Annotated in this window: 26 protein-coding genes; 7 read left to right on the top strand and 19 right to left on the bottom strand. The window is 42.9% G+C overall.

All coding sequences use genetic code 11. The features are described from left to right. Both BQ7400_RS00800 and BQ7400_RS00795 read right to left on the bottom strand, forming a co-directional pair. A complete protein-coding gene (locus BQ7400_RS00800; RefSeq protein ID WP_219306803.1) occupies positions 1 to 696 on the bottom strand; it encodes a YoaK family protein in 696 nt (231 codons plus the stop codon). A gap of 12 nt (positions 697 to 708) precedes the next feature. Beyond that, positions 709 to 1,386, bottom strand: a complete 678-nt coding sequence (locus BQ7400_RS00795; RefSeq protein ID WP_072469139.1) for a TIGR00266 family protein — start codon at positions 1,384 to 1,386, stop codon at positions 709 to 711. A gap of 214 nt (positions 1,387 to 1,600) precedes the next feature. Between BQ7400_RS00795 and BQ7400_RS00790 the strand changes: the two genes are divergently transcribed. Further along, positions 1,601 to 3,166, top strand: a complete 1,566-nt coding sequence (locus BQ7400_RS00790; RefSeq protein ID WP_072469138.1) for an NAD(P)/FAD-dependent oxidoreductase — start codon at positions 1,601 to 1,603, stop codon at positions 3,164 to 3,166. 55 nt (positions 3,167 to 3,221) lie between these two features. Here the strand turns inward: BQ7400_RS00790 and BQ7400_RS00785 are convergent, their stop codons facing one another. From BQ7400_RS00785 to BQ7400_RS00770, 4 genes are all read right to left on the bottom strand, one after another. Beyond that, the gene (locus BQ7400_RS00785) at positions 3,222 to 3,521 is read right to left on the bottom strand and encodes a cupin domain-containing protein (protein ID WP_072469137.1); all 300 of its coding nucleotides are present in this window, start codon (positions 3,519 to 3,521) and stop codon (positions 3,222 to 3,224) included. Positions 3,522 to 3,590: 69 nt separating this feature from the next. Further along, positions 3,591 to 4,907 carry a DUF438 domain-containing protein gene (locus BQ7400_RS00780; RefSeq protein WP_072469136.1) on the bottom strand — a complete coding sequence of 439 codons (1,317 nt, stop codon included), beginning with the start codon at positions 4,905 to 4,907 and terminating at the stop codon, positions 3,591 to 3,593. Between the two features lie 171 nt (positions 4,908 to 5,078). After that, a complete protein-coding gene (locus tag BQ7400_RS00775) occupies positions 5,079 to 5,666 on the bottom strand; it encodes a xanthine phosphoribosyltransferase (RefSeq protein ID WP_034440789.1) in 588 nt (195 codons plus the stop codon). 9 nt (positions 5,667 to 5,675) lie between these two features. Next, complete coding sequence (locus BQ7400_RS00770; protein WP_072469135.1) at positions 5,676 to 6,632, bottom strand: aromatic acid exporter family protein; 957 nt, start codon at positions 6,630 to 6,632, stop codon at positions 5,676 to 5,678. A gap of 119 nt (positions 6,633 to 6,751) precedes the next feature. Between BQ7400_RS00770 and BQ7400_RS00765 the strand changes: the two genes are divergently transcribed. The 3 genes from BQ7400_RS00765 to BQ7400_RS00755 all read left to right on the top strand — a co-directional run bounded on the left by BQ7400_RS00765 (position 6,752) and on the right by BQ7400_RS00755 (position 9,226). Next, positions 6,752 to 7,876, top strand: coding sequence for an aldo/keto reductase (locus tag BQ7400_RS00765; protein ID WP_072469134.1), 1,125 nt, complete (start codon positions 6,752 to 6,754; stop codon positions 7,874 to 7,876). A gap of 210 nt (positions 7,877 to 8,086) precedes the next feature. Then, positions 8,087 to 8,746: a hypothetical protein gene (locus BQ7400_RS00760; protein ID WP_072469133.1), complete on the top strand. Its 660-nt coding sequence runs from the start codon at positions 8,087 to 8,089 to the stop codon at positions 8,744 to 8,746. 27 nt (positions 8,747 to 8,773) lie between these two features. Beyond that, positions 8,774 to 9,226 (top strand): VOC family protein, encoded by a 453-nt coding sequence (locus BQ7400_RS00755; protein ID WP_072469132.1) that lies wholly within the window; start codon positions 8,774 to 8,776, stop codon positions 9,224 to 9,226. Between the two features lie 32 nt (positions 9,227 to 9,258). Here the strand turns inward: BQ7400_RS00755 and BQ7400_RS00750 are convergent, their stop codons facing one another. From BQ7400_RS00750 to ahpC, 3 genes are all read right to left on the bottom strand, one after another. Further along, complete coding sequence (locus BQ7400_RS00750; protein WP_219306802.1) at positions 9,259 to 9,741, bottom strand: acyl-CoA thioesterase; 483 nt, start codon at positions 9,739 to 9,741, stop codon at positions 9,259 to 9,261. Positions 9,742 to 9,853: 112 nt separating this feature from the next. Continuing rightward, a complete protein-coding gene (gene ahpF, locus BQ7400_RS00745) occupies positions 9,854 to 11,371 on the bottom strand; it encodes an alkyl hydroperoxide reductase subunit F (protein WP_072469130.1) in 1,518 nt (505 codons plus the stop codon). After that, positions 11,371 to 11,940 carry an alkyl hydroperoxide reductase subunit C gene (ahpC, locus tag BQ7400_RS00740; protein WP_034440795.1) on the bottom strand — a complete coding sequence of 190 codons (570 nt, stop codon included), beginning with the start codon at positions 11,938 to 11,940 and terminating at the stop codon, positions 11,371 to 11,373. The genes ahpF and ahpC overlap by 1 nt, the downstream gene beginning before the upstream one ends. A 197-nt stretch (positions 11,941 to 12,137) precedes the next feature. Here ahpC and BQ7400_RS00735 point away from each other — a divergent pair, with 197 nt between their 5' ends. Continuing rightward, complete coding sequence (locus BQ7400_RS00735; protein ID WP_072469129.1) at positions 12,138 to 13,124, top strand: YeiH family protein; 987 nt, start codon at positions 12,138 to 12,140, stop codon at positions 13,122 to 13,124. Positions 13,125 to 13,169: 45 nt separating this feature from the next. Here BQ7400_RS00735 and BQ7400_RS00730 read toward each other — a convergent pair whose 3' ends face one another. The 4 genes from BQ7400_RS00730 to BQ7400_RS10750 all read right to left on the bottom strand — a co-directional run bounded on the left by BQ7400_RS00730 (position 13,170) and on the right by BQ7400_RS10750 (position 16,020). Further along, a complete protein-coding gene (locus BQ7400_RS00730) occupies positions 13,170 to 14,036 on the bottom strand; it encodes a DegV family protein (protein ID WP_072469128.1) in 867 nt (288 codons plus the stop codon). A gap of 68 nt (positions 14,037 to 14,104) precedes the next feature. Beyond that, entirely contained in the window at positions 14,105 to 14,827 is a 723-nt protein-coding gene (locus BQ7400_RS00725; RefSeq protein WP_072469127.1) for a TraX family protein, read from the bottom strand. A 739-nt stretch (positions 14,828 to 15,566) separates the two neighbouring features. Then, the gene (locus tag BQ7400_RS10755; protein WP_072469126.1) at positions 15,567 to 15,806 is read right to left on the bottom strand and encodes a hypothetical protein; all 240 of its coding nucleotides are present in this window, start codon (positions 15,804 to 15,806) and stop codon (positions 15,567 to 15,569) included. Further along, on the bottom strand, positions 15,778 to 16,020 hold the full coding sequence (locus tag BQ7400_RS10750; protein ID WP_245759411.1) for an amidohydrolase family protein: 243 nt from the start codon (positions 16,018 to 16,020) through the stop codon (positions 15,778 to 15,780). The genes BQ7400_RS10755 and BQ7400_RS10750 overlap by 29 nt, the downstream gene beginning before the upstream one ends. Before the next feature lie 145 nt (positions 16,021 to 16,165). Between BQ7400_RS10750 and BQ7400_RS00710 the strand changes: the two genes are divergently transcribed. Both BQ7400_RS00710 and BQ7400_RS00705 read left to right on the top strand, forming a co-directional pair. Further along, positions 16,166 to 17,182, top strand: coding sequence for a potassium channel family protein (locus BQ7400_RS00710; protein ID WP_072469125.1), 1,017 nt, complete (start codon positions 16,166 to 16,168; stop codon positions 17,180 to 17,182). Between the two features lie 140 nt (positions 17,183 to 17,322). Further along, positions 17,323 to 18,477: an ISL3 family transposase gene (locus tag BQ7400_RS00705; RefSeq protein ID WP_180371934.1), complete on the top strand. Its 1,155-nt coding sequence runs from the start codon at positions 17,323 to 17,325 to the stop codon at positions 18,475 to 18,477. A gap of 182 nt (positions 18,478 to 18,659) precedes the next feature. Here BQ7400_RS00705 and BQ7400_RS00700 read toward each other — a convergent pair whose 3' ends face one another. The 6 genes from BQ7400_RS00700 to BQ7400_RS00675 all read right to left on the bottom strand — a co-directional run bounded on the left by BQ7400_RS00700 (position 18,660) and on the right by BQ7400_RS00675 (position 23,361). Further along, positions 18,660 to 19,478, bottom strand: a complete 819-nt coding sequence (locus BQ7400_RS00700; RefSeq protein ID WP_034440503.1) for a CPBP family intramembrane glutamic endopeptidase — start codon at positions 19,476 to 19,478, stop codon at positions 18,660 to 18,662. Between the two features lie 14 nt (positions 19,479 to 19,492). Further along, complete coding sequence (locus BQ7400_RS00695; RefSeq protein ID WP_219306801.1) at positions 19,493 to 20,386, bottom strand: TlpA family protein disulfide reductase; 894 nt, start codon at positions 20,384 to 20,386, stop codon at positions 19,493 to 19,495. A gap of 50 nt (positions 20,387 to 20,436) precedes the next feature. Further along, positions 20,437 to 21,351, bottom strand: coding sequence for a 4Fe-4S binding protein (locus BQ7400_RS00690; RefSeq protein ID WP_219306800.1), 915 nt, complete (start codon positions 21,349 to 21,351; stop codon positions 20,437 to 20,439). 9 nt (positions 21,352 to 21,360) lie between these two features. Then, the gene (locus tag BQ7400_RS00685; RefSeq protein ID WP_034440505.1) at positions 21,361 to 21,525 is read right to left on the bottom strand and encodes a CD1871A family CXXC motif-containing protein; all 165 of its coding nucleotides are present in this window, start codon (positions 21,523 to 21,525) and stop codon (positions 21,361 to 21,363) included. A 410-nt stretch (positions 21,526 to 21,935) separates the two neighbouring features. After that, the gene (locus BQ7400_RS00680; RefSeq protein ID WP_034440506.1) at positions 21,936 to 22,742 is read right to left on the bottom strand and encodes a DUF4428 domain-containing protein; all 807 of its coding nucleotides are present in this window, start codon (positions 22,740 to 22,742) and stop codon (positions 21,936 to 21,938) included. A gap of 82 nt (positions 22,743 to 22,824) precedes the next feature. Next, positions 22,825 to 23,361 (bottom strand): hypothetical protein, encoded by a 537-nt coding sequence (locus BQ7400_RS00675; RefSeq protein WP_245759395.1) that lies wholly within the window; start codon positions 23,359 to 23,361, stop codon positions 22,825 to 22,827. Between the last annotated feature and the right edge of the window lie 155 nt (positions 23,362 to 23,516).

The following is a 23,516-nucleotide window of genomic DNA, read 5'->3' as shown; positions in this document are numbered from 1 at the left end:
TTAGCTGTCCATTCCTTCTTCCTGGTCTTGGACAAACATAAGGCAAAAACTAAAAAACAAGAGGCCGCAGGAAATCCAGATGGTCTTCATCCCTAGATAGGGAATCAAAGACGACCCCAAGGCAGCTCCCAGAGCAAAACAAAAAATTACAGCAAAATACTGGCCGGCCAGGACCCTTTTCTTTTTCTTCCCTTTGAGGATAAAGTGGCACAGGGCTTCCATCCCACTACGTAGGTTGCCAATACACATGGTAGAGGCATAGTTGGCCCCCTTAATTTTACGAAAGGCCTGGACCTGCATGGCGCAGGAAAAAGACACCAGGGCATTGGCTAAAAGATTCAAACTTGTCGGCAAAAAACCCACAATAAACAAGAGGATCATTTCCATTGCCAGGACCCTTTGCCGCCAATGGAAATTTTTGTCCCTCTTATGCCGAGTTTGAACCAACTCACTTACGGCAACCCCCAGGGCAAAAAAACTCAGAGGTACCAGATAATTCAAAACAACGGACCAATTTTTTTCCATCAGCTTGACGCTTAAAAGGACAATATTTCCTGTTTGTGCATTGGCAAAGACATGGTTCCGGGCCAGGTAAGTATAAACATCTTGGAGGCCTCCGGATAGGGACAAAAAAATCGCCGTAACAAAGGCCTCAGACATCTGGCCCTTCCAGGCTCTTTTCTTCTTCCAATTCACAATCCACTCCCCCTAGCCCTTTATGGGAAGGTAGGGAGCAATATTGCGCGCCAATTTTTGAATAGGCATGGATTGGACAAGGACCTTGCCGGGACCTTCTACCACTGTATTAAAAAGTCCCTCTCCTCCAAAGAGAATGTTCTTCATTCCTTCCACTTGTTCAATGGACATTTGACAAGTAGCCTCTATCATGGCCAAACTTCCGGTATCCATAACCAGTCTTTCCCCTACATTTAAAATGTATTCTTGGCAATGGCCGTCGATTTCCAAAAAGACCAGGCCTGGCCCGGTGATTTTTTGCATGATAAAGCCTTCACCGCCAAATAAGCCGGTGCCTAATTTTTTTCGAAAATAAATAGACAGGTCCACTCCCGGGCTAGCACATAAAAAGGCCTTTTTTTGAGCAATAATACTTTGTCCTTCTGCCAAATCGATGGCATAGATGGACCCGGGAAAGTCTGATGCAAAGACAATTTCAGCAGGACTTTGTGCTGTATAGGAGCTTAAAAACAAGCTTTCTCCGGAAAACATCCGTCCCAGCATTTTTCCTACCCCGCCACCGGAAACGGTGTCGGTTTTCACATTTCCCTTCATCCAGGCCCGACCGCCAGCCTGGCTGATTAAGCTTTCGCCTTCATCTAGTTCAAACCGGACAACCGGTAGGTTTTCTCCTTCAATAAAATACTTCATAGACGCCTCCTTCAATCAAGGTCTTCTTCTCTTTTACTTCTTCATTATACCACGGGGCCCATAATTTAAAAACTACCCCAGGATTATTGACTTAAACCTAAGATTCTGAGCCCTTTTTCCTATTAGGCCAGCTAAATTTTTTCATCCTTAGGCTTTTCCCTAGGATAAAGACAAATAATTTGATAAAATAAGGAACAAAGAGAGAGAGGACACTATGTATATTTTAAAAAACATCAAACTTCCCTACCAGGCCTCAGGTCAGGACCTCCAAAGGGAAGTAGACCGCCTTTTAGGGGGCAAAGACATCCCCTTTGAACTTTATAAGAAATCTTTAGATGCCCGCAAGGGAGTCTTTTACGTCTACCAGGTCCTGGTAAAAAAGGACCTAGGTAAGAAAATCCTTCGGTCTTTGAAAAACCGCATCCAGGCCTACCAGCCCCAAGACCTAGTCTTGGAAAATAAGACCAGGGTCAAAAAAGTCGTCATTGTAGGCACTGGCCCTTCCGGACTTTTTGCCGGTTATATCCTAAGCCAAGCTGGGGTCCAAGTCCATCTTATTGACCAGGGAGAGAAAATCCAAGACCGAGTCCGGTCTGTCCAGGCCATGATGGACCACGGGATCCTCAACCCTCAATCCAATATCCAATTTGGCGAAGGTGGGGCCGGAACTTTTTCTGATGGAAAACTCACCAGCCGGTCCAAGGATAAAAGGTCGCGAGAGGTCTTTAAGATTTTTGTCGAAAATGGAGCCCCAGAAGACATCCTCTACGAACAAATGCCCCATATCGGCACCGATATCTTACGGGCTGTCATTGTCCGGATGCGAAAAAAAATTGAAAGTCTTGGAGGAACCTTTCATTTCCAAGAAAAATTTACTGACCTGGTCATCGAAGATGGGAAAATCCAGGCCATCAAAACTGACAAGACCAGTTACCAGGCCGACCACTATATCCTGGCCCTGGGAAATTCTGCCCGGGACACTTTTTCTCTCCTGGACCGCTACATCAGCCTGGAACAAAAGCCCTTTGCCGTGGGCTTTCGGATTGAACACTTGCGGCAAGACATCAACCTGGCCCAATACAAGATCCAAGACCCCCTTCTTCCCCAAGCTTCCTACCAACTCAATCATTTTAACCGGGAAAAAAACCTGTCTGTCTACAGTTTTTGTATGTGCCCGGGAGGTTATGTAGTTCCGGCCTCCAGCGAAGAAAACCGCCTTTGCGTCAACGGCATGAGTTACCATGACCGGATGGCCACAAACTCCAATTCAGCCATCGTCATGGCCATTGACCCAAAAGTTTTTGGCTCCAGTGCCTTGGCTGGCATGGACTTCCAAAGAAAAATCGAAGAAAAAGCCTACCAACTGGGTGGCGGTGGTTTTACTGCTCCTGTCCAACGCTTGGAAGACTTCTTCCTGGGTCGACCCAGCCAGGCTTTTGGAAAAATTCAAGCCAGCTACCAACCCCAAACCCACTTTGCTGACCTCAACCTAATCTATCCCCAGGAAATTAACCAAGGAATTAAGGAAGCCCTTTTGGCCTTTGATAAAAAATTAAAGGGCTTTGCCCATCCCGACGCCCTTTTAACCGGAGTGGAAACCAGGACCTCTTCCCCGGTCCGCCTTTTAAGAAAGGACTACCATAGCCTTGAATTTGACACCCTCCACCCCATTGGCGAGGGAGCCGGCTATGCCGGTGGAATTGTTTCCTCAGCCCTGGATGGTTTAAAGTGCGCCCTTCAACTTTTGGGTTGCCAAAACCTCCAGGACAAAAAAGACTAGTCCCTTTCTTTATGCGGACCTATATGCAAATGACCCCTTCTTGGGGTCATTTTTCTTATTTTATAAATCCGCAAAACCAAACCGCCCTATCCTGGTCAAGGACCCTATGCCTGACTCCCTTTTTGATAAAAAGAAAGTCTCCTTCTTCCATCTTGACCAGGTCATTACTTGTTTCTATGGATGCCTTCCCCTTCATCAAGACCACAAACTCATCCTGGTCTTGAACCATAAAGTCTGTTATTTGGTTCAGGGACATAGTCCGAAGAATTCTAAGAGCCTCATCCTCATAAATAACTTGGTCCACTTCCTCTTCCTGAGAAAATGTAAGATTTTCTAAAAGCTTAAAAATTTCCATCCTGCCCCCTATTATAAATTCCACTTCCATAAAATAGCTAAAAACTTTTTCTGGGAGTGAAAGTAGACCTTATTTTTCTTCTTTTCCCAGAAGGTCCTTATAATAAGTCAAGTCTTGGACCGCCTCCAGGACTCCCTTATAGTCTCCCTCCTCATCCCTCACTGCATAATAGGAAATGGCCATAATTTTTTCTCCCATTTTTTTCACCAACTTAAAAGAGTCTTTTTCTCCATCTTTAAAATCTTGGATAAGTCCCCTTACCATGGGTTCAATTTGAGGTGGATGACAGGAGTAAACAGGTCTGCCCAGGGAACTTATAGGCCTCTTAAAGACTTTCGCTTCCTTGGGGTTGTTGTAGTAGGCATTTAGGTCATTTTCATCCACGAAGGTCAACTCAATCTCCAGAGTATCTAAAAGAGCTTCCAGCTGGTCCGGTCTTAACTTCCCCTTTTTAAAGTGGATATAGGCATCTTCCCTTCCCTTGCTGGAACCTGTCCTTCTTTCCTCATAGGGAACCAAGTCGTGGTCATAGTCTTTAAGATCTTGATAGACCAAGTCCAGGTCATCCCTTGTAAGATTTTCTTTCACTAGGGGGTAGAGGATATTTTCTTCCTTATAGGTCATTTCATCTGCCCGCTGTAAGGCTTCCTGCCAGAGCTTTTCATTCTTTTCCTTCTGAGCCCTTTTTAAACTTTTGACAATTTCTACATCCACAGCCCACATCACATCCGAGGGCCCCGGCTTATTGTATTTTACCTTTAAGAGAGGGTAGATCAAGTCCCCCTTTTTCTTATAATGAGAGGCAATTTTCCCCAAGTCCAAAGTAAAATCCTCCCTTGACCTGGCAGCTTCCACGAGGTCCTTGATCTTATCATTCTCCCGATCCATGTATGATAGAAAGGCCTGGCCTTCATACTTGTCCTTCTTATTTTCATTTTCCGTCATTCCGTGAAAAAGGGCAGAATGAATATCACAAAGCTTTCTCACCTGCTCCTTGTCCGCCCCGGAATTCAGCAAGTCTTCTTCCGCATCCATAATTTCAGAGGAAGAAACTCCCTTAAAATTTTTAACAAAATCCTCCCGAACCCCTTCCAGGTCTTCCCCTTGGGATAGCCTTTCAATATAGGACTTTATCAGGTCCTTCCTCTTTTGAGCTTCCGGTGCTTGAGAGGAGTCATAGACTTCGTAACCCTCTTTTTCTAATTTTTCTACCAGGCCTTCAATGCCCATCATCCTTGCCCCACGCTTTATTGAAATTTTCTTGGACATGGTTTGAACCATGATGGGGTTGTCCAGTCCCTTAAAGCCCAGGTCAATCAAGATCTCTTTTAATTTTGGATTGTCTTTAATAAGATCATACACAGGCCTACTTATATCAATTTTCATAACTTACCTCCTTCTTATCTTCTAAACTTATTATAAGGCATCCGATAATAACAATCAGTAATATTTGTTACTCTTTTTATAAAAATCTTTAAAATTTTTCCAACATAAAAAACAACCGGCTCCTTCTGAACCGGCTACTTTCATCGAGTCTCTAGACTATTTTTTCAAATTTTAATGTCCCTGGGCAAAAATAATTTCTTGCCGGTCACTATTAATTTCTGCTATACGGACCATAGAGTAGACTTTTACGCCAGCTTCGTCTAGGCGTTTCCGTCCCTTTTGAAAGGATTTTTCTACACAAATTCCCAACCCCACCACTTGGGCGCCTGCCTGGTCCACCAGGTCTATCAAGCCCAGGGCTGCTTCTCCATTGGCTAAAAAGTCATCGATAATCAAAACCCGGTCTTGGGGATTTAGATACTGCTTGGACACCACTACATTGGATGTTGTTCCCTTGGTATAGGAATAGACCTTGGTTTCATAAACCTGGTCTTTTTGCAGGGTTGCAGCCTTGGCCTTCTTGGCAAAGAGCATGGGAACATCAAATTGGGCCGCCACCATAATAGCCGGGGCTATCCCCGATGCTTCAATGGTTAAGACCTTGGTAATTTTTTCATCTTTATAGTATGCATAAATTTCTTGAACAATTTCTCGCATAACTTTCGGATCAATTTGTTGGTTTAAAAAGGAGTCAATTTTCAAAACATTGTTTGGAAAAATCACTCCATCCTTAAGGATTCTTTCTTTTAAATAGGACATAGTCACCTCTTACATGGGTTTATTTACAATATAATTACTGATTTCTACCAGTTGGTCCAGGGCCCGGAAGGCATGATAAACCGCCGCCCGAATTTTAAATTCTTCATGGGTCTTGGGTAGGTCTAAAACTTCTACATGGTCTTTCAAATAGTTCATCCGTCTTTTCACCTCCATCATGGCCCCCTTCTCTGTCAGTTGGGTGGAGGTTGTCTGGAGTAGTTCCGACATGTGGATTCCCTCCACATAGGAGGGAGGAATGCTGGCCAAGTCTTCATAAATAATCTTCAATAGATTTACTTCTCTTTCTCTTAAATGGAGGTTATAAAGCTGCATAGAAGAATCTTGAATCATATTTTCATCCTCTATCACAGCTAGGCGGATGGCTTCTTCTAGGTCTTGGTCCAAATCTTTAAACAGGTCGGTATAAAGTTGAACGTCTAAGTCCTCTGTCAAGGCCCTGAAAAAGAGATTCAAGATATCTTTCATCTTTTCATCCACTTGGTCAATTAATTCCCTTAACTTCTTTTGCTTACTGGGAGCATAAAAATTCGTGGCCATAGCAAAACCTGTCCCTATAAAAACCAGGGCCATTTCATTCAGGATAATGGAAGGGGTCACTGTCCCAAAAGCCATCAAGTGGGTCACCAAAACACTGGAGGGCCCCAGGCCCAATTCTACCTTGAGAAAAAAGGACAAGGGGACAAAAAGCAAAAGATAGAGGCCAAAAATCCAGGTATTATAGCCAAAACTTTCGAAGCATAAGCTTCCAATGACTAAAGCTAAAATAGCGGAAAGAGTTCTTTTTAATCCCCCTTCTACAGTAGCCCATCTGGTTTCAAACACATTTAAAATTGCAATAATTCCAGCTGCAGCTCCATAGTCCAGACCTAATTCCTCAGCAATTAGGATTGAAAAAAGTGCTGCAAAGGCCGTTTTTAATGTTCGAACCATAACTGTTTTTTTCATTGTCGCCCCTAATCTCCCTTTTCTTTTTAATTATTATATCACAAGATCTTTCTCGTGAGACCTTTATAAAATATCATGGTATAATAGTAGAAGATACCAGATGAAATAAGGAGGATTTTATGAAAAAATTAGGTTTTGGCTTGATGAGGCTACCCATTCTCGAGGATAAAACAGACCAAATTGACATCAAGACCCTAGAGCTTATGGTGGATGCCTTTTTGGACCAGGGCTTTAATTATTTTGATACCGCCTGGTTCTACCATAAGGGCCAATCTGAGTTGGCCATTGGAAAAGCCCTGGTGGACCTCCATCCTAGAGACTCCTATATCTTGGCTGACAAGATGCCCATTGCCTTGCTTCGTCCCGGGACAAAATCTCCGGAAGAGCTCCGCCAAGACCTGGAATCCTATTTCAACCGTCAATTGGAAAAAACAGGAGCTGGTTATTTTGACTACTACCTCCTCCATTCCCTGGACCGGAAAAAATTTGACGTGGCCAAGACCTACAAGGCTTATGAATTTATCCAGGAAAAAAAGGACCAGGGCCTAATCAAACATATTGGATTTTCCTTCCATGACACCGTAGACGTCCTAGAAGAGATGCTCAAGGCCTACCCGGCCATGGACTTTGTCCAGCTACAAATCAACTACCTGGATTGGACCCATGAGAGCATCCAGTCCCAAAAAATTTATCAATTGGCCCGGGCCTATGATAAAAAAATCATTGTCATGGAACCGGTCAAGGGTGGAACCCTCTCCCATCTTCCCCAGTCCATGACCCAAAAGCTGCAAGAAAAAGATCCTCATGCCTCTACTGCTTCTTGGGCTATCCGCTTTGCAGCCAGTTTAGATGGGGTCTTTATGGTTCTGTCCGGCATGTCCAACCTGGACCAATTAAGGGACAATATGGCCACCATGAAAAACTTCCAGCCCTTGTCCCAGGAAGACCAGGATTTTTTAATCCAAGAAGCCAACTGGCTCAAGGAAGCAAGCTTAATTGGCTGTACCGAATGCGAATACTGTCTGAATAAGTGTCCTAAAAAAATTCCCATCCCATCTTATTTTACCCTCTACAACCGGGACCACCTGGACCTGGGCCTAGACCCCAAAAAGAAATACCAGGCCACCCGGAAAAATAACCCCAGTCCCTCTGACTGTATTGCCTGCGGTGCTTGCGAAAAAATCTGTCCCCAACATTTGGAAATTATTGACTTCTTAAAGAAAGTGGATTCCTATTTTGAATAAGAGAGAAAAAATCGTGCTGGTAGAAACTTTCCCGGCACGATTTTTTCTTGGCTCCTTTCGACAGTCATCCGTTCTCAACCACGACTATAGTCCAAGGCCTCAACCTTTCTCTAATTTTCTCATTCCTCTCTGACTCTCTTGAATTTTCAAAAGGATTTGGATACAATTTACTTAGACCGATAGCAACTATCATTTAAAGAAAGGACGTTTATGAGCGAATTTTTAGGACCTATCCACTACTTAATGTATGAAAAAATTAAATTTCAAGACCGGTTAACTGCCTGTCTTTTAGACCAAGACCACTTGGCTCTTTTAGATAAAAACTTGGCCCCGGTTCCCCTGGACGACTTGGCCGATATTCTGGACCAGGATAATATCCATGGTTTTTTATCCGCAAAAATTGACCAGGTGGAATCCCGCTTGGCCTATGCCATCCTCCATGGCAAAGACATCTACCAAAAGGCCTATGCCCTGGGTCAGACTTTGGCTCCGGACCAACTAGATGGACCTCAAGAGGTCTTCCAAGCCATCAACCCCCTACTACTGGATGCCATGCCCTGTGACCAGGCCCTTTTGGCTAGCTTAGATTCCCAAGGCCGCCTCCAGCTCAACAGCCAATTGGACTGCCATGAAAAATACGCCGCATCTCCCCTAACCATTGACCCTAAAGACAGTTTGGATAAAAGTTGCCAGGGAGACCACGACCACCATGACCATGAAAGTTTTCACATCCAGGAAGGTCCTTCCTTGGACCTCCAAGATGAAGAAGGCTCTCCCTACTACCTTTTGCGTGAATCCCTCTTAAAGGGATTTTTAGAAAAATCCGGTCATAAGGTCCAGCGGATTGGAAAAAATTTTATCATTTCTTGACCCGGTAAAACCCAGAAAGGAGCTGCCATGATTCAATCCATTGCCCATATTGGCCTAAGTGTAAAAGACCTAGACCGGTCCATTGACTTTTATCAAAATGTTTTAGACCTCCACCTCCTTGGTGGCATGACTATGGATGGCCAGGCCACCGACACCTTGTTTCAAAAAGACCAGGCTTCCGCCAAGCTGGCCTACCTATCTCCCAACAAAGATGGGTCTGGCACCTTGGTCGAACTCATTCAATTTAACCAGATTCCCCTGGACAAGTCCAAGGCTGATTTTTTTAAACCCTCCATCTCCGAGCTCTGCTTTGCTGTAGAAGATATCCATGCCTTTTATGCCAAGCTCAAATCTTTGGGAGTTGACCTTCTTTCTCCACCCCAATATTTTGATTCCACCGATGCCGGTTTTTCCAAATCCTGGGCCTTTTACTTTAGAGACCCTGACGGCATTATCCTGGAAGCCATCCAATACCTATAAAACCTGCCGGAAGCTAAATTTCCGGCAGGTTTTTACATATCGTCTTTAACTCCAACAGCCACCATCCGAGCCCGGGCCCGGACTTGACCTTCCACTTCCATTTCCATCTGGATAATGGCCTTTCTTTCCCCCAATTCTTCCAAACTAGACCGAACTAAAATTTCCCCATCCATGGGAACGGGCTTTAAGTAGTCCACTTCCAACCTGGCTGTAATATAGCGGTTAACCACCCTGTCCTTTGTCAAATCTAGGCCCTGACTCCTAAGTTTGAACCAGGTTGCCGAGGCTGTGCCATGGCAATCAAAAATGGTGGCAATCATTCCCCCAAACAATTTGTTTGGCACTCCACCAGTGTATTGACTGGGTACCCTAATCTGACAAATACAAGTTTCCCCATCTTGGCTGGGATAGGAATGCAAGTGGAGCCCCTCTTGGTTTTTAACCCCGCAGCCCCAGCAATTTTGAAAGTGGTCTCCATAGCATTCTTGAATAGCAACTCTTTTCTTTTCTTCCATCATCCTCTTCCTTCCCTTGGTTAATTTTTAAGCTTTCATCATTGCTTAAATACCCTTTTTAAGATGATTTATTCTAAAAAAAATAGCCCTGGTCTTAAACCAAGGCTATCTCTTATTTTCTGAGCAAATAATTATAGGCACCCAGGGCAGCTGTGGCTCCGGATCCTTGGGCAATGACAATCTGCTTAAAGCTTGCATCCGTGCAATCTCCAGCTGCATAAACCCCTTCCAGGCTACTTGCCCCTACCGGGTCTACAATAATTTCGCCCCGGTTGTTTTTCTTGATATTGTCAATCCAGTCTGTTTGCGGTACCAAGCCCACTTGGATGAAGCATCCATCTGTTGCTTCTTCCACTTCTTCCCCGGTTAAACGGTTGGTGTAGCGGATTTTTTCCAAGACTTTTTCTCCTAAAAGAGCCTTGGTTTCCGCATTGGTTACCAGGCGAACATTCTTGCATTCCGCCAACTTTTCTTGCAAGACCGCATCTGCCTTGAGTTGGTCTGCAAACTCAATAACCAAAACTTCCCGAGCCAATCCGGCCAGGTCAATGGCCGCTTCAACACCTGAATTTCCTCCACCAATTACGGTGACTTTTTTATCCTTAAAGAGGGGACCGTCGCAATGGGTGCAATAGGCAACCCCCTTGTTCCTAAATTCCAACTCACCAGGAATACCTAAAAGGCGCCACTTGGCTCCTGTCGCTATTACCACTGTCTTGGCTGAGAGATTTCCACGGTTGGTTAAAACCTTTAAGGGTTTCCCCTCTTCAATCCCCTCTACCTCTACCTGGTCAATTAAGTCCACAGGATACTTGAGTAGGTGGTTTTTCACCTCTTCCATAAACTTGGGGCCTTCTGTGTAGGCAAGGCCGGTAATATTTTCAATTCCCAGAGTTTCCTTAACCTGACCCCCAAAGTCCTTGGCCACAAGCCCCGTCCGGATTCCCTTACGGGCAGCATAAATAGCTGCTGTCGCTCCAGCAGGTCCCCCGCCAACCACCAAGAGGTCATAGCATTCTTTACCCTCTAAGTCCAGGTCCAACTTGGCCCCTAAGACTTGGTCCAGAATTTGTCCCAGGCTGATTTTTCCGTGGCTAAATTCTTCCCCATTCAAGCGCACAGCTGGAACAGCCAAAATCCCAAGACCTTCTACATAGTCTTGGAACAAGGCCCCGTCCACCATGGTGTGGCTGATGCGAGGATTTAAAACCGCCATAGTATTTAAGGCTTGAACTACTTCCGGGCAATTGTGGCAACTTAAGCTCACAATAGTTTCGAAGGCAAGGTCCCGGTCAATGGATAAGATCCTTTCCCGGTCTGCCGGGTCAATCTTGGGTGGTCTTCCTCCCACTTGCAAGAGGGCCAAGATAAAGGATTCAAATTCATGCCCCAGGGGAATGCCAGCAAAGGTAATTCCTCCACAGTCTCCGGATGATAAGGTAAAGCTGGGACTTGGCCCCTGGCTTCCTTCTTCCAACTTCAGTCGGTCCGAAAGGCCAAGCAAGTCTTCAATAAAGGCCTTCATCTCCCGGGACTTTTCAGACCCGTCCATGTGAAGAGAAATTAGAACTTCCCTTTCGAGAAGTTCTAAATATCCCTTAACCTGGGCCAATAATGCTTTATCTAACATCAGATTTTACCAACAAGGTCTAGACCTGGAGTGAGTGTTTCTCCAGATTCCTTCCACTTAGCTGGACAAACTTGAGCTGGGTTTTTACGAACAAATTGCGCAGCTCGAACCTTGTCGTAAACTTGACTTGCATCCCGGCCAATTCCGTCGGCATTAATTTCCACGGTTTGGATTACTCCATCTGGGTCAATGACAAAAGTTGCCCTTTGGGCCAAGCCTGCTTCTTCATCTAGAACGTCAAAGTCTCTGGCAATAGACTTGTGGGGATCTGCCAACATGGTAAATTCAAGTTTACCAATAGCATCAGAATGGTCATGCCAAGCCTTATGAACAAAGTGCGTATCACAAGACATGGAGTAAACTTCTACACCAAGTTCTTGCAAGCGACCATATTGTTCTTGCATATCTTCCAATTCAGTTGGACAAACAAAGGTAAAGTCTGCAGGATAAAACATTAAAACAGTCCACTTACCTTCAAAATCCTTGTTGGATACTTCTACAAAAGCTTCATTTTTTGGGTTATACCCTTGAGTTTTAAACTCAGGGATTTTCTTTCCGATTTGTGACATAGTAACCTCCTAATAAATAATGTTTCGTTGATATTTAATATCATTTATATATCTACCCCTAAAATTCTCTTTAAAACTTTTTTTCAAAATATGTATAAAATATTCCTGGCAAAAATTTTTTAAAAAAACTTTTAACAGGAATTCAAGTTTGCGTTATAATAAAAGTCGCTTTATTTTTTTATACATTAGGAGGTTATATGAAACAATTAAAAGGAATCATCCTTTGCTTTTTTCTTGCCCTAGTGGCAAGTTTTTTGGGTAGCCGCCTGCCCATTGTCGGTGGCGCTGTCTTTGCCGTTATTTTGGGCATGGTCTTAAATAAACCCGTAAGTAAGTTAACCTGGGCCAGTGACGGCATCGCCTTTACCAGTAAAAAAATCTTACAATACGCTGTCATCCTCTTGGGCTTTTCCATGAACCTCAAGACCATCCTGGCCAGCGGACAAGAATCCCTCCCCGTCATCTTGTCTACTGTTTCCATCTCCCTTATTACTGCCTATGTCCTAACCAGGGCCTTGGGTTTGGACCGGAAAATTGGAATCCTAGTCGGTGTCGGCTCCTCCATCTGTGGAGGATCTGCCATTGCCGCTACAGCCCCCATTATCGATGCCAATGATGAAGAAGTGGCCAAGTCTATTTCCGTAATCTTCCTCTTTAATGTCTTAGCTGCCATCCTTTTTCCTAGCCTGGGGCAATGGATTGGCCTATCCAACCAAGGTTTTGGTCTCTTCGCCGGAACTGCCATCAATGACACCTCATCTGTTACTGCAGCCGCGTCCTCTTGGGATGCCATCCACCAATCCAATACCCTAACCATAGCTACCGTTGTGAAACTAACAAGAACCCTGGCTATTATCCCCATTAGCTTGGTCCTGTCCTTTTACGAGGGAAGACAGTCCGGGAAAAAGGATTTGAAAATTTCCTCCCTGGTCCCTTCCTTCATCCTCTTATTTATCCTGGCTTCCATTATCCGGACCTTTATCCCCCTACCTGAAGCCCTAATCCTCCAACTCAAAACCCTGTCAAAATTCTTTATCACCATGGCCATGGCTGCCATTGGCCTTAAAACCAACCTGGTTCACCTTGTTAAAACTGGAGGCAAGGCCATCTTAGTTGGCATGGTCTGTTGGATCTTCATTACCCTTACGAGTCTGGGGGGTCAATCCCTTATAGGAATCCTATAAAAGCAAAAACATCGACAAGTTTTCTCCTGTCGATGTTTTTTTATACTAATCCCTCTTCTTTTTCGACCCATAGGCCAAGACAAGACAGCCCGGCCCGGTATGGGCGGCAATGGTCAAACTCATCTCATAGAGGTGGACCTTAAAGCCAAGAGCCTCGATGGCCTCTTTTAAAGACGCTGCTTCTTTTCCGGATGAAGAATAAGAAACATAAACCTCATCATACAAGTCGGGATCTATATTTTCTTTTAAGTGAGACAAAATAGTCCCAAGGGCCTTTTTCCGCCCCCGTACACTTTCTGACAAGTAAAGCTTCCCCTCCAGGTCCATGGATAGGATGGGGACCACCTTCAAGGCCGTTCCAAAAATTGCCTTGGTCTTGGAAATCCGTCCTCCCCTTTCCAGGTGAAAGAGGTCGTCTATGATAAATTCCACCTTGGTATAGGGAATCTTCTCCTCCAGATAGTCAACCACTTGGTCCATGGTCTTGCCGGCAGCCTGCTCTCTTAGGGCCATAGCCAAAACCAAACTTTCAATCACTGAAGCCGACCGGGTATCCACAAGGCCAATCTTCCGGTCTGGATAAGTCCCCTTTAAATCCTCAATGGCCAATCTGGCATTGGCATAGGAAGAAGACAGCCCTGAAGAAAAGGCAATATACAAAAGATCCTTCCCTTCTTTTAAAAACTTTTCGAAAAAGTCCTGGTAATCCGCAGGATTGGCTGCCACCGTTGTAGGCCTTGCCCCCTCCTTAATCTTTTGAAAAAAATCCTCCAAAGAAATTTTTTCCCGGTTCAGTCCATATTCCACTTCATCCATTACAGTATTTATAGGCACCAGTTCGACCCCTTTTGCCTTCATTTCCTCTGGGGAAAAATCAAGACAGGAGTCGCTGACGATGCAATAAGAATTCATTCTATATCCCCTTTTTTATTTTTTCTTTATTATACTATAGCAAGACCAGGTATGAAACCCCTTCCGAATCAGACCCCCAAGGCAAAACGCAAGAGGGCAAAAAATAAGAGATGAGCCGGATAGAAAGCATAATTAAGCCACTTGTACTGCTTTCCCCTCTGGCCGTTGTAGGTTAAGACCAGTCCAAAGCCCAGGAAAGACCAAAGCTCCTTTAAAATAGACAAGTAACCCAGGACCGACCCCCACAAGGGCCTCTTGCGGAAGAGATAAAAAAGATAGGCCAGCAAGATTGCATGGTAGTCATAGTCCAGACTCAAATACATAGACAGGGCCCCCATCCCCAAAAGAATTGGTAAAGAAGCAAGATACCAAAACACCTTGGGCCGACCCTCCAATTTCCCCTTGAGCCAATCCACCAGCCAAATCGTAGCCAGACCCAGGGCCAAAGAAAAGAAAATATTGTTCCAATAGGGGTCAAAAAAGACCTTGGAAGTAAAAAGGTCAAAGGGTACCTCTGAAAGAATCCCAAAAAGTAAAAGATTTCCCATATAGGCCTTGCGAGAATGCGTTTGGAAAAACCCTTCTACTAGGAAGAAGAAAAAAATAGGAAAGGCAATCCGCCCCAAAATACTAAAAAAATTGCTGAGATGAAGAAGAGGTCCCCCTCCACTTAAATAAGGAGTAACCACCGAATTATTCATATGATCAATAAACATTGAAGCAAAAGCCAAGTACTTTAGTTGCGCCCCATTTAAACACTGCCAGGGCTTGGCACTTTTAAAACATTCCATACTGTCCCCTTTCAATAAATCGTCGACTTCTTATTTTACAAGATATTTCCCCCCATGTCTATTATGACCTATCCCAATGAAGCCGAGCAAAGCGAAGGCTGAATTGAGGAAGGTTCGCAGACAATTGCTGCCAAATTAAAAATTTGGGCAATTGATTGCATAAGACCTACTATGGCTCCTTCGTCGCCAAGTTAGGTCTGGAAGATCCTAAGATTTCCCAAGAAGACAAGCGAAGCGAAGTCTGATTGGGAGAAATCGACAGTGTAATGACCTAACCCGATGAGGACAGGTGAAACGAAGTCCGAATCGTAGGTAGGTCAGAGGTCGCGGCGTTTCAAATCTTTGATTTGACAGCAAGCGACCATCCTCGGTATAGATAAAATACTAAAATCTCCCAATGAAGCCGAGCAAAGCAAAGGCTGAATTGAGGAAGGTTCGCAGACAATTGCTGCCAAATTGAAAATTTGGGCAATTGGTTGCATAAGACCTACTGCATGATAAATATTGTAGGGGTCGGCCTGTCCGGCCCTTTTATTGCTAGAAAACTATAAAAATAGGAGTCAAACAGCTAGGAAATCTTGTAAAAAACAAATCCAGTTTACACATAGGCAGCACAGGACCACCCTAGATAATTCCCGACCCCTACAAAAAACCCTCGGAAAATCTACTCCGAGGGTTTTGTAAATAGTCACTTGCTTGGTCTTTATTTCATCAGGAAAGACCATATCTTTCCCCAGATTTAAAATAAATTATAGAGTTGGCCCAAGGCAACCTTGTCAACAGGGTCAGATGTAATCAATTCTCCATCTATGGTTACCTTGTATGTTTCAGGGTCTACCTTGATATTGGGTGTTTCTGAGTTTAGCTGCATGTCTTTTTTCCCGATGTTCCGGCAATTGCGGACAGGCAAAACAATCCTCTTTAGGTCCAATTCTTCCTTGATGCCGGCTTCATAGGCCACTTGGGATACAAAGGTCATGCATGAATTCCCAATACCTCCACCCAGAGAGGCAAACATCCTCCGATAGATAATGGGTTGAGGTGTTGGAATGGACGCATTGGGGTCTCCCGATGGTGCCCCCTTCGTTTAGGGTGTCTGTGTGGATGGCAACGGCAATGTCATATTCATCTGCAACGGATAGGCAGGTGTCAATAACCGCCCTAGTTGCTCCCCAGTCTTCATGAATTTTCAGCCCACAAACTCCTGCCTTGACTTGCTCGTAAAGGGGCTCTTTTGTGGAGCAATTTCCCCCTTTACAGGTAATTTCTTTATTCTTCCCTAAACGCCTAGTCTTTTCTTTTGAACTATATTATAATCTAACCTATAAGGAGAGGCTTATGGAAGAAAAAAGAAAACTCAAATTTGTTTTTTGTGCCTTTGCACTTTTGCTGGTTGTCGGTGTTGTGGGCTATATGTACCTATTGAAAGTGCCCTTTGTAGACGCCCTCTATATGACCGTAATTACCATATCCACTGTAGGCTTTGGTGAAGTGGGGACCAACAGTCCCCAGGCCGAAATTTTTTCAATCTGTATGATTTTTCTAGGCGTAGGAATTGTGGGTTACGCCTTTACAACAGTGGTGGCCATGTTTGTTGAAGGTAAACTTGTAGACTTGTGGAAGGGAAGTAAGATGGATCGAAAAATCTCAGCCTTAAAAGACCACTACATCATATGTGGGTCGGGAGAATTGGCCGAAGTTATTATCAAAAAATTTATCGATGAAAATTTAAATTTTGTTGTTATTACTGATAACCAGCAAGACCTGGACGACTATAGTCACCACAATATTTTAGTGGTGGAAGGCCAATCTACAGAAGAAAGTGTTCTGGAAAAAGCCGGAATTGACCGGGCCAAGGGACTTGTCTCTACCCTGGAAACGGAAGTGGACAATATCGTCACCGTCCTTACAGCTAGAAATCTCAATAAAGACATCTACATCATTGCCAATTCCACCAGTAAGTCGGGAAATGAAAAACTCCTGAAGGTGGGAGCCAACAAGACCCTATCTGCCGTAGAAATCAGCGGAAAAAGAATGGCTTCCTTGATGATTAAGCCCAATATCATCTCCTTCTTGGATGTCGTCACCCGAATTGGGGATGTGGAGTTGGACTTGGAAGAGGTCATCGTGAAAAGGGGGTCCTATCTTGAAGATAAAAATTTAATCCAGTCCCAAATTCCCAAGAAAACTGGCCTTATTGTCCTGGCTATTAAAAAAATTGAAGATGAAAAAATGCTCTTTAACCCCCCGGTGGACTATACCTTTAAAATTGGTGACGTCCTTATTGTTCTGGGCCGGGAAGACCAGGTGGATAAGTTGAGACACCTGGGTGATGAAATAAAAAAGGTTCTATAATAAATGTTGGGGTCCCCCTAGACTCCAACATTTATTTTTTGCCATAAAAAATGCACTTATCTCTTTTTTCCTTTACAATAAAGTTACCACAACAAAATGAAAGGGTGAGATAAGTGCAAAACTATACTAACACAAATCTATTGAATTTAAAAGGTGTCTCTATTGACGAGGTGGTCTCTTTTGATGATCACATTGATGTAAAACTCCATTCTTTATACAAGGAGGGACTTTGTCCTGTTTGTGGTCATAAGACCTCTCGCATCCATGATTATCGTCTGCAAAGGATCCAACACACGCCTATTGGCTTGCGGAAGGTCTTTCTTTTTCTTCGGAAGAAGCGCTTTGTTTGTCCTCATTGTCAGAAGCGCTTTTATGAGTCTTTGGATTTCTTAGCTCCCTATTCTAGACGGACTAAGGATCTCCACTTCTTTATCCAAGACCAATTAAAACAGGTCCGGTCTTTATCCTCCATTGCCAAGGACTTGGGTTTATCTTCCTCTTGTCTCACAAGCTATCTAAAGTTGGCTCCAAGGAGGCGGCCAAATCTTCCTCGGGTCTTAAGTATGGATGAGTTTAAGGGAAATGCTGGTGGGGATAAATACCAATGTATTCTAGTGGATCCAATCCATCACCAGGTACTGGATATTTTACCCTCTCGACGAAAAAAGGCTTTGATGGACTACTTTTCTTCTTTTCCCAAGGAAGAACGAAGAAGGGTGAAGTATGTGGTTATGGATATGAGTCATCTTTTCTACGCCGTCTTAAAGGAATTCTTCCCTCAAGCCACCTTCATTGCGGATACGTTTCATTTTGCAAGACAAGTCTTTTGGGCCTTAGAGAATGTACGCAAGACACGACAAAAGACAAGGGATGCAAAGTATCGCCTCTACTTTAAACGGTCCAAGTCCATCCTACGGAAAAAAGGCAGTCGGCTAAGCCCCGAAGAAAAAGAAAAGCTGGAACTAATGCTTTGGCAAGACAAGGAAATCAAAGAAGCTTATCTCTTAAAAGAACGCTTTTATGACGTCTTAGATGCCTCCAGCAAAGAAGAAGCAAGACAGGCCTTAGACAAGTGGCTGTGGGTTGCTAAAGAAAGTGGATTAAAGGAATTTAAAGCCAGTATTCGGGCCTATGAAAACTGGAAAGAAGAAATCCTAAACGCCTTTTCCACAGGCATCACCAATGGACAAACAGAAGGCTTTAACAACAAAATCAAAGTGATTAAACGGGTTTCCTATGGGTATCGGAATTTTGAGAACTTTAAGAGTCGCATTTTAATGGTTCTTCGGGCATAAGGAAGGGGCAAGAATAGATCTCACCCCAACATTTGACAAAGAGCCTTAAAAATTTAATGGAGCTCAATAAGAGACCTGGAAAGGGTCTAAATTATCGAACTCCATTTGAATTGTTTTTACATAAACTTAGTTTGATTTAGCTGTCGCATTTTATTTGCAATTCATCAAATATAAAAAAGTTATTAAGCATATGCCTTTTTACAAAAATCACCATTCAGTATTTTGTACACTATATAACACATAGGGATAATCATAGCTATAGAAACTACATTTACTACACTTGCCCCTATACCTGCCGGAACAAAATCCTGCAACAGTCCCATAAGGTTATTTGCCATATGCAGAATAATTGTGAATAATAAATTTTGCTTCTTCTCATAAACTATACCGGCTATAATTCCCATAATCGATGCATATACAATTGCAACAGGATTTATATGATAGATCCCAAAGATCAATGCTGAAACCATTATTGATACCCAGGCAGGAAATACCTTTCTAAAGGAGCCAAGTACAAGTCCCCTAAATATAACTTCCTCAACAATAGGGGCAGCAATGACTGCACTTAAGAAGACTCCATGTAGGCTTCCTCCCCCAATCATCGCATTTCCTTCTTTCATAGCAGCAAGCTGTGCCTGAAACATAGGTATCTTTCCTGCAATCGTAATCCATATAAGGGATAGACCTGAGACTCCGACACCTACTGCAAAGCTGGATCCTGCATCTTTTAGATTAAGCTTGGTTCTTAACTCATGGTCATTTCTTTTTACGAACAGCTTATATATGACAAAGAATATACTGAACTGTATTAAAGCTATAAGAATATCTGAAAGATACATAAATTTGATGAACTGCTGCATAGGTATCTTGAAAATTCCTAAAAACAGGTCGAATGCAAGCACATTTAGATACTTTGTTAGATAATAGTATGCTATAACCGAAAGGATAGGTAATGCTATAAATCCAATTTTACACCACAAATTTTCATTATTTTTAGCCATGGTTTGCCTTTAAATTATTTTTGCTTTAACTCTGCAATTTGCTTTTCAATTTTATCAATCTTTTCAAGACCTTCGTTAATCGTCTTAATCTCATCCTCTGTAAAATCAGCCTTTGATGCCTCTAACTGCTCTTTTAAAAACTCAACATAAGGCTTTTCAACATTTTCTTGCGCCTGATCCTTCTTTATTTTTGAGAATAACTTATTCCAAGTATCCTGATTTTCCGCAAAAATTTTGTTTTCTTCTTCATAAAGTGGTGCTGTAGGGTCATCATTAGCAGCTGACTGGTCTGAAGGTACTGAAGAAGTTACACCGTTTCCGGCCTTTATCTCCTGGATTACCTTAAGGATTTTTGCCTGCTTCTTTTCATCTTCAATAGCTCCTACTATTGGATCTCCAACTATATTCCCATTCTTATCAACGATAACCGTTGTAGGGAAGCTGAATATCTTTCTAACATACTCGTGGTCATTTGGAAGGATAAGATTTCTATAGGTTACACCTTGCTTTGAAAGTATATCCTTTGCCTCTGCAAGTCCCTCTGCATCACTTGCTGTACCTGCATTGATACCTATAAGCTCTGCACCCTGCTCTTTAAGCTTTTTACTAAACTCTTCAAGTGCAGGCATCTCATTTACGCAGGCTGAACAACCATTAAACCAAAAATTAACAAGTGTTGCCTCATTTTTGCTAAATATGCTTTCATCAACATCATTTCCCTCAAAATCCTTACCCTTAAAGCTGGGAAACTTCTCTCCGGCAGCTTGATTGCTGCTTGCCACAGTCTTGTTTCCAGTCGTCATATTTCCTGAGTTATCTTTGCTGCCACAAGCTGTCATTGTTGTTGCAAGCATTGCTGTTACCATAAATACAGGTAAAATTCTCTTAATTGCCATCTTTGTTTTCATTGTTTTTTCCTCCTTAATTTACACTTTTTCTTGTTTTATTCTTGTTAAGCTCAACGAGCCTTTTCAAGCAATTTCATTTTTTCCGGTCCCCAGTTTACACTGATTGCCTTGGTAGGACAGACCTTCACACACTCTCCACAGCGGATACATTCCATATGTGCAGTATTTTTAGTAATGTCTACCTCCATCTTACAGGTTCTCGCACATTTTCCACAAGAGATACAGGTATTTTCATCAACCTTATAATGAAGGAAGGAAACCTTATTAAACAGAGCATATAAGGCTCCTAAAGGACATATCCATTTACAAAACGGACGATAAACCATGATACTAAGCCCTATAACGCTTATAAGAATCATCAGTTTCCAAGTAAATAACTTGCCAAGTGTTGCCCTGATCGCCGGATTGGCAATTGACAAGGGTATGCCGCCCTCCAGTATTCCCTGTGGACAAATATATTTACAGAAATAAGGCGAGGCGAGTCCCGCTTTATTATTCATAAATGTCGGTAAGAGAATAACTGCAACGACTAAAATTATATACTTCGTATATGTTAGAAACTTGAGCTTCTTAGTTCTAAATTTTTTGCTGGGAATTTTGTGAAGCATATCCTGAAACCACCCAAAAGGACAGAGGAAGCCACAAATAAATCTTCCAAGCATTACGCCAAAAAATATTATGATACCCGTAATATAGTAAGTAAGAGCGAAATCTCTAGAACCAATTACCGCCTGGAAAGACCCTATCGGACAGGCTCCTGTTGCTCCCGGACAGGAATAACAGTTCAGTCCCGGTACGCAGGCGATTTTTCCTTTACCCTGATATAAGGTCCCCTTAAAAAAGTTTGGAAGATGAATATTCGTTAATAGCGTCGCCATCATCTGTACCATGGTCCTACTTTTTAGAAAATCCTTAAATGAACCTTTTTTCTTTTTATTTACTAGCTTTTTCTCTACTGTATTCATCTTTTCAGTTTATCCTATTCCTACACACTCTAAGCATAAGTTCATTGCTTTAGTAAATACAGTTTTAGCTTCTCCACGATATGCCCCAAAGCCTATGAAAGCAACCGCTATGACAAGTAATATTACTTGTACTGTAAGCTTTTGCTTGGTAGACTTGAATGCTATCTTATCCATCCATATACCTCCTTGTCCTTCTTGCTTGTCCTATTGACAAAATGGATTATACCATAAACGATGTAAAGTTTTTGTTAAGATAGTTGTAAAATTAAATGCGACATAAATAAAAATAAAAATTCATACTAACTTCGTGTAAACTGTTCATAACGACAAAAACGAACACAGAGGTCAATATGAGCGATGAACATCTTACCCTAAACGAAAGAAATAAGATAGAGCTATGAAACAAAGGAAAAATAATGTGTAAGATGTTGCTGTTTAAGCTGTTCTCCAGGAGAAAAATTGCTTTAAATTGTTGGTCTCGGAGATATTCTTTTCCTGACTAGCATTAAAAAACTTACTTAGCCTATTTGTTTAAACTAAGTAAGTTTTTTCCGTTTCAATCTCAAAACTCAAAGAGTTCGGATTTATAGCCAACTCGTCGTGGATTTGAAGGCTGGTTCCTTTTGCTGACCGGTGAGCAGCTCCACTACTTTGCTTCCAGCATTGACCATTTTGTCGAATTGCTCTATGTTAAAATCAGTCATTGTAGTCGAGCCCTTTGGACCATATCCGCCCGGTGAACTTGACAGGGCGAAATTGGAACGATGGAGAAAGTCATTGCCATCCAGTTGTTTCTCTCTCCAAACGTAAAATCCGGTTGCCTTTTCTAAAATTGACGGTGCCTGATAGCCGTCCGCATCATCCCCGCCATCTATGGCAAGCTGATGCAGTCTGAATTCAATCTCCTTTATGTGGGGATTATTCAATCTCACAGAGAGCAGGAAATGATATTTGTATGAGTAATGTGGCGGATGGTATGGCTTTTTCTCTCCGTCTATCTCCTTTTTAATTTCCTTCTTGGTCTCCTCAACGGTTAGCATAGCGTCTACTATCTCATCAAGTGAAAAGACATCTGCATCTTCTTTCTTGGTTCCGCTTTCGATTAAAACGAATTTTCCTTCGTCGTGATTGATTAAAAGCAGGTCCTTTCCGTCTAGTTGAACGCTATCGTCCGCTTGGAATGAAGCGACTTCTTCCCTCGTCGATTCGCGCCATGCGATCTGGTCGCGGATCTCTTTTTCAGTATGAACCTTGTCTTCGTGATCAAAAAATGGGGAAAGCTTCTTTTGGCAGTTACCACAGACGAAGTCATCGTTCTCCAGCTTTAGCCTCGAGAGAAGTCCTGCCTTTTCACCGCATATTACACATATTTTTTTACTGAAAAGTCCCATATCTGCTACCTCCTTAAACCATTTCTATTTTTGACGATCCATCTTAGACAAAATAAAGGCGACTAAGATCATTGTTGACTGTCTATTTCTCGATTTTGTACTCTATAGAGTTCAGCATGTCGCTTACGCCATCTTTGTCGATGAGCCCGACGACAGCAATGTATACGGGGGTCCCGTCCACAAGGCCGTAATATTCGTTTGCATCAGCTCCATTTCTTGTCAAATCGAATTTGACATAATCCACCTCTCCAAGTTTCACGCTGGTCTTGTTGTCAAATGTGCCTACAACACCTGCTGCCTTTTCCTCACTTGCCTTTGCGTCAAGATCGGCATTAAGTTGGTCCATGGTATAATTCGTCGTTCCTTCCTTATATCCCTTGAGAGTAAAGCCCACCAAAGAATTGAGCGCTCCGTCCGGATCAACTGCGTCAATTTGTATATACTCGGTGTCGTTATCATCCTGCTTGTCCTTTGGGAAAATCATGATCTGCTCATAACCTTCCTGTGGCTTTGCCACATAGCCATCTGTAGGGGTTACGCTGATTACCTTGTTCGTGGATTGAACAGCACTGCTCTTTCCCTTACTTCCGCAGGCTGTCATACCCATGGATACGATCAATCACAGAGCAATGGTCAATACTATCTTCTTTTTCATTTTCATCGTTTTACCTCCTTAAATTTTTATATCTGTATTCACTTTTCCGCAGGATCTATGTTTTGACTTTCTTGTGGCTACTGAGACTAGCCACTGAAATTCGGCTGATAGGCATCGTC

The sequence above is a fragment of the Urinicoccus massiliensis genome (genome assembly GCF_900120405.1).
Lineage (GTDB): Bacteria > Bacillota > Clostridia > Tissierellales > Peptoniphilaceae > Urinicoccus > Urinicoccus massiliensis.
The sequence above is the reverse complement of the archived record's forward strand: the minus strand, read 5'-3'. Positions and strand labels throughout refer to the sequence as shown.

Excerpts from the sequence above, each read along its gene's own strand:
- BQ7400_RS00700 (WP_034440503.1), bottom strand. The coding sequence starts at position 19,478 with ATGGCTAAAAATAATGAAAATTTGTGGTGTAAAATTGGATTTATAGCA.
- BQ7400_RS00710 (WP_072469125.1), top strand. The coding sequence starts at position 16,166 with ATGGAAGAAAAAAGAAAACTCAAATTTGTTTTTTGTGCCTTTGCACTT.
- BQ7400_RS00725 (WP_072469127.1), bottom strand. The coding sequence starts at position 14,827 with ATGGAATGTTTTAAAAGTGCCAAGCCCTGGCAGTGTTTAAATGGGGCG.
- BQ7400_RS00780 (WP_072469136.1), bottom strand. The coding sequence starts at position 4,907 with ATGAAAATTGATATAAGTAGGCCTGTGTATGATCTTATTAAAGACAAT.
- BQ7400_RS00790 (WP_072469138.1), top strand. The coding sequence starts at position 1,601 with ATGTATATTTTAAAAAACATCAAACTTCCCTACCAGGCCTCAGGTCAG.
- ahpC (WP_034440795.1), bottom strand. The coding sequence starts at position 11,940 with ATGTCACAAATCGGAAAGAAAATCCCTGAGTTTAAAACTCAAGGGTAT.
- BQ7400_RS00775 (WP_034440789.1), bottom strand. The coding sequence starts at position 5,666 with ATGTCCTATTTAAAAGAAAGAATCCTTAAGGATGGAGTGATTTTTCCA.
- BQ7400_RS00735 (WP_072469129.1), top strand. The coding sequence starts at position 12,138 with ATGAAACAATTAAAAGGAATCATCCTTTGCTTTTTTCTTGCCCTAGTG.
- BQ7400_RS10755 (WP_072469126.1), bottom strand. The coding sequence starts at position 15,806 with ATGACCTTTGTATCCCAAGTGGCCTATGAAGCCGGCATCAAGGAAGAA.
- BQ7400_RS00765 (WP_072469134.1), top strand. The coding sequence starts at position 6,752 with ATGAAAAAATTAGGTTTTGGCTTGATGAGGCTACCCATTCTCGAGGAT.
- BQ7400_RS00770 (WP_072469135.1), bottom strand. The coding sequence starts at position 6,632 with ATGAAAAAAACAGTTATGGTTCGAACATTAAAAACGGCCTTTGCAGCA.
- BQ7400_RS00795 (WP_072469139.1), bottom strand. The coding sequence starts at position 1,386 with ATGAAGTATTTTATTGAAGGAGAAAACCTACCGGTTGTCCGGTTTGAA.
- BQ7400_RS00685 (WP_034440505.1), bottom strand. The coding sequence starts at position 21,525 with ATGGATAAGATAGCATTCAAGTCTACCAAGCAAAAGCTTACAGTACAA.
- BQ7400_RS00695 (WP_219306801.1), bottom strand. The coding sequence starts at position 20,386 with ATGAAAACAAAGATGGCAATTAAGAGAATTTTACCTGTATTTATGGTA.
- BQ7400_RS00785 (WP_072469137.1), bottom strand. The coding sequence starts at position 3,521 with ATGGAAATTTTTAAGCTTTTAGAAAATCTTACATTTTCTCAGGAAGAG.
- BQ7400_RS00690 (WP_219306800.1), bottom strand. The coding sequence starts at position 21,351 with ATGAATACAGTAGAGAAAAAGCTAGTAAATAAAAAGAAAAAAGGTTCA.
- BQ7400_RS00755 (WP_072469132.1), top strand. The coding sequence starts at position 8,774 with ATGATTCAATCCATTGCCCATATTGGCCTAAGTGTAAAAGACCTAGAC.
- BQ7400_RS00760 (WP_072469133.1), top strand. The coding sequence starts at position 8,087 with ATGAGCGAATTTTTAGGACCTATCCACTACTTAATGTATGAAAAAATT.
- BQ7400_RS00750 (WP_219306802.1), bottom strand. The coding sequence starts at position 9,741 with ATGGAAGAAAAGAAAAGAGTTGCTATTCAAGAATGCTATGGAGACCAC.
- BQ7400_RS00680 (WP_034440506.1), bottom strand. The coding sequence starts at position 22,742 with ATGGGACTTTTCAGTAAAAAAATATGTGTAATATGCGGTGAAAAGGCA.
- BQ7400_RS00730 (WP_072469128.1), bottom strand. The coding sequence starts at position 14,036 with ATGAATTCTTATTGCATCGTCAGCGACTCCTGTCTTGATTTTTCCCCA.
- ahpF (WP_072469130.1), bottom strand. The coding sequence starts at position 11,371 with ATGTTAGATAAAGCATTATTGGCCCAGGTTAAGGGATATTTAGAACTT.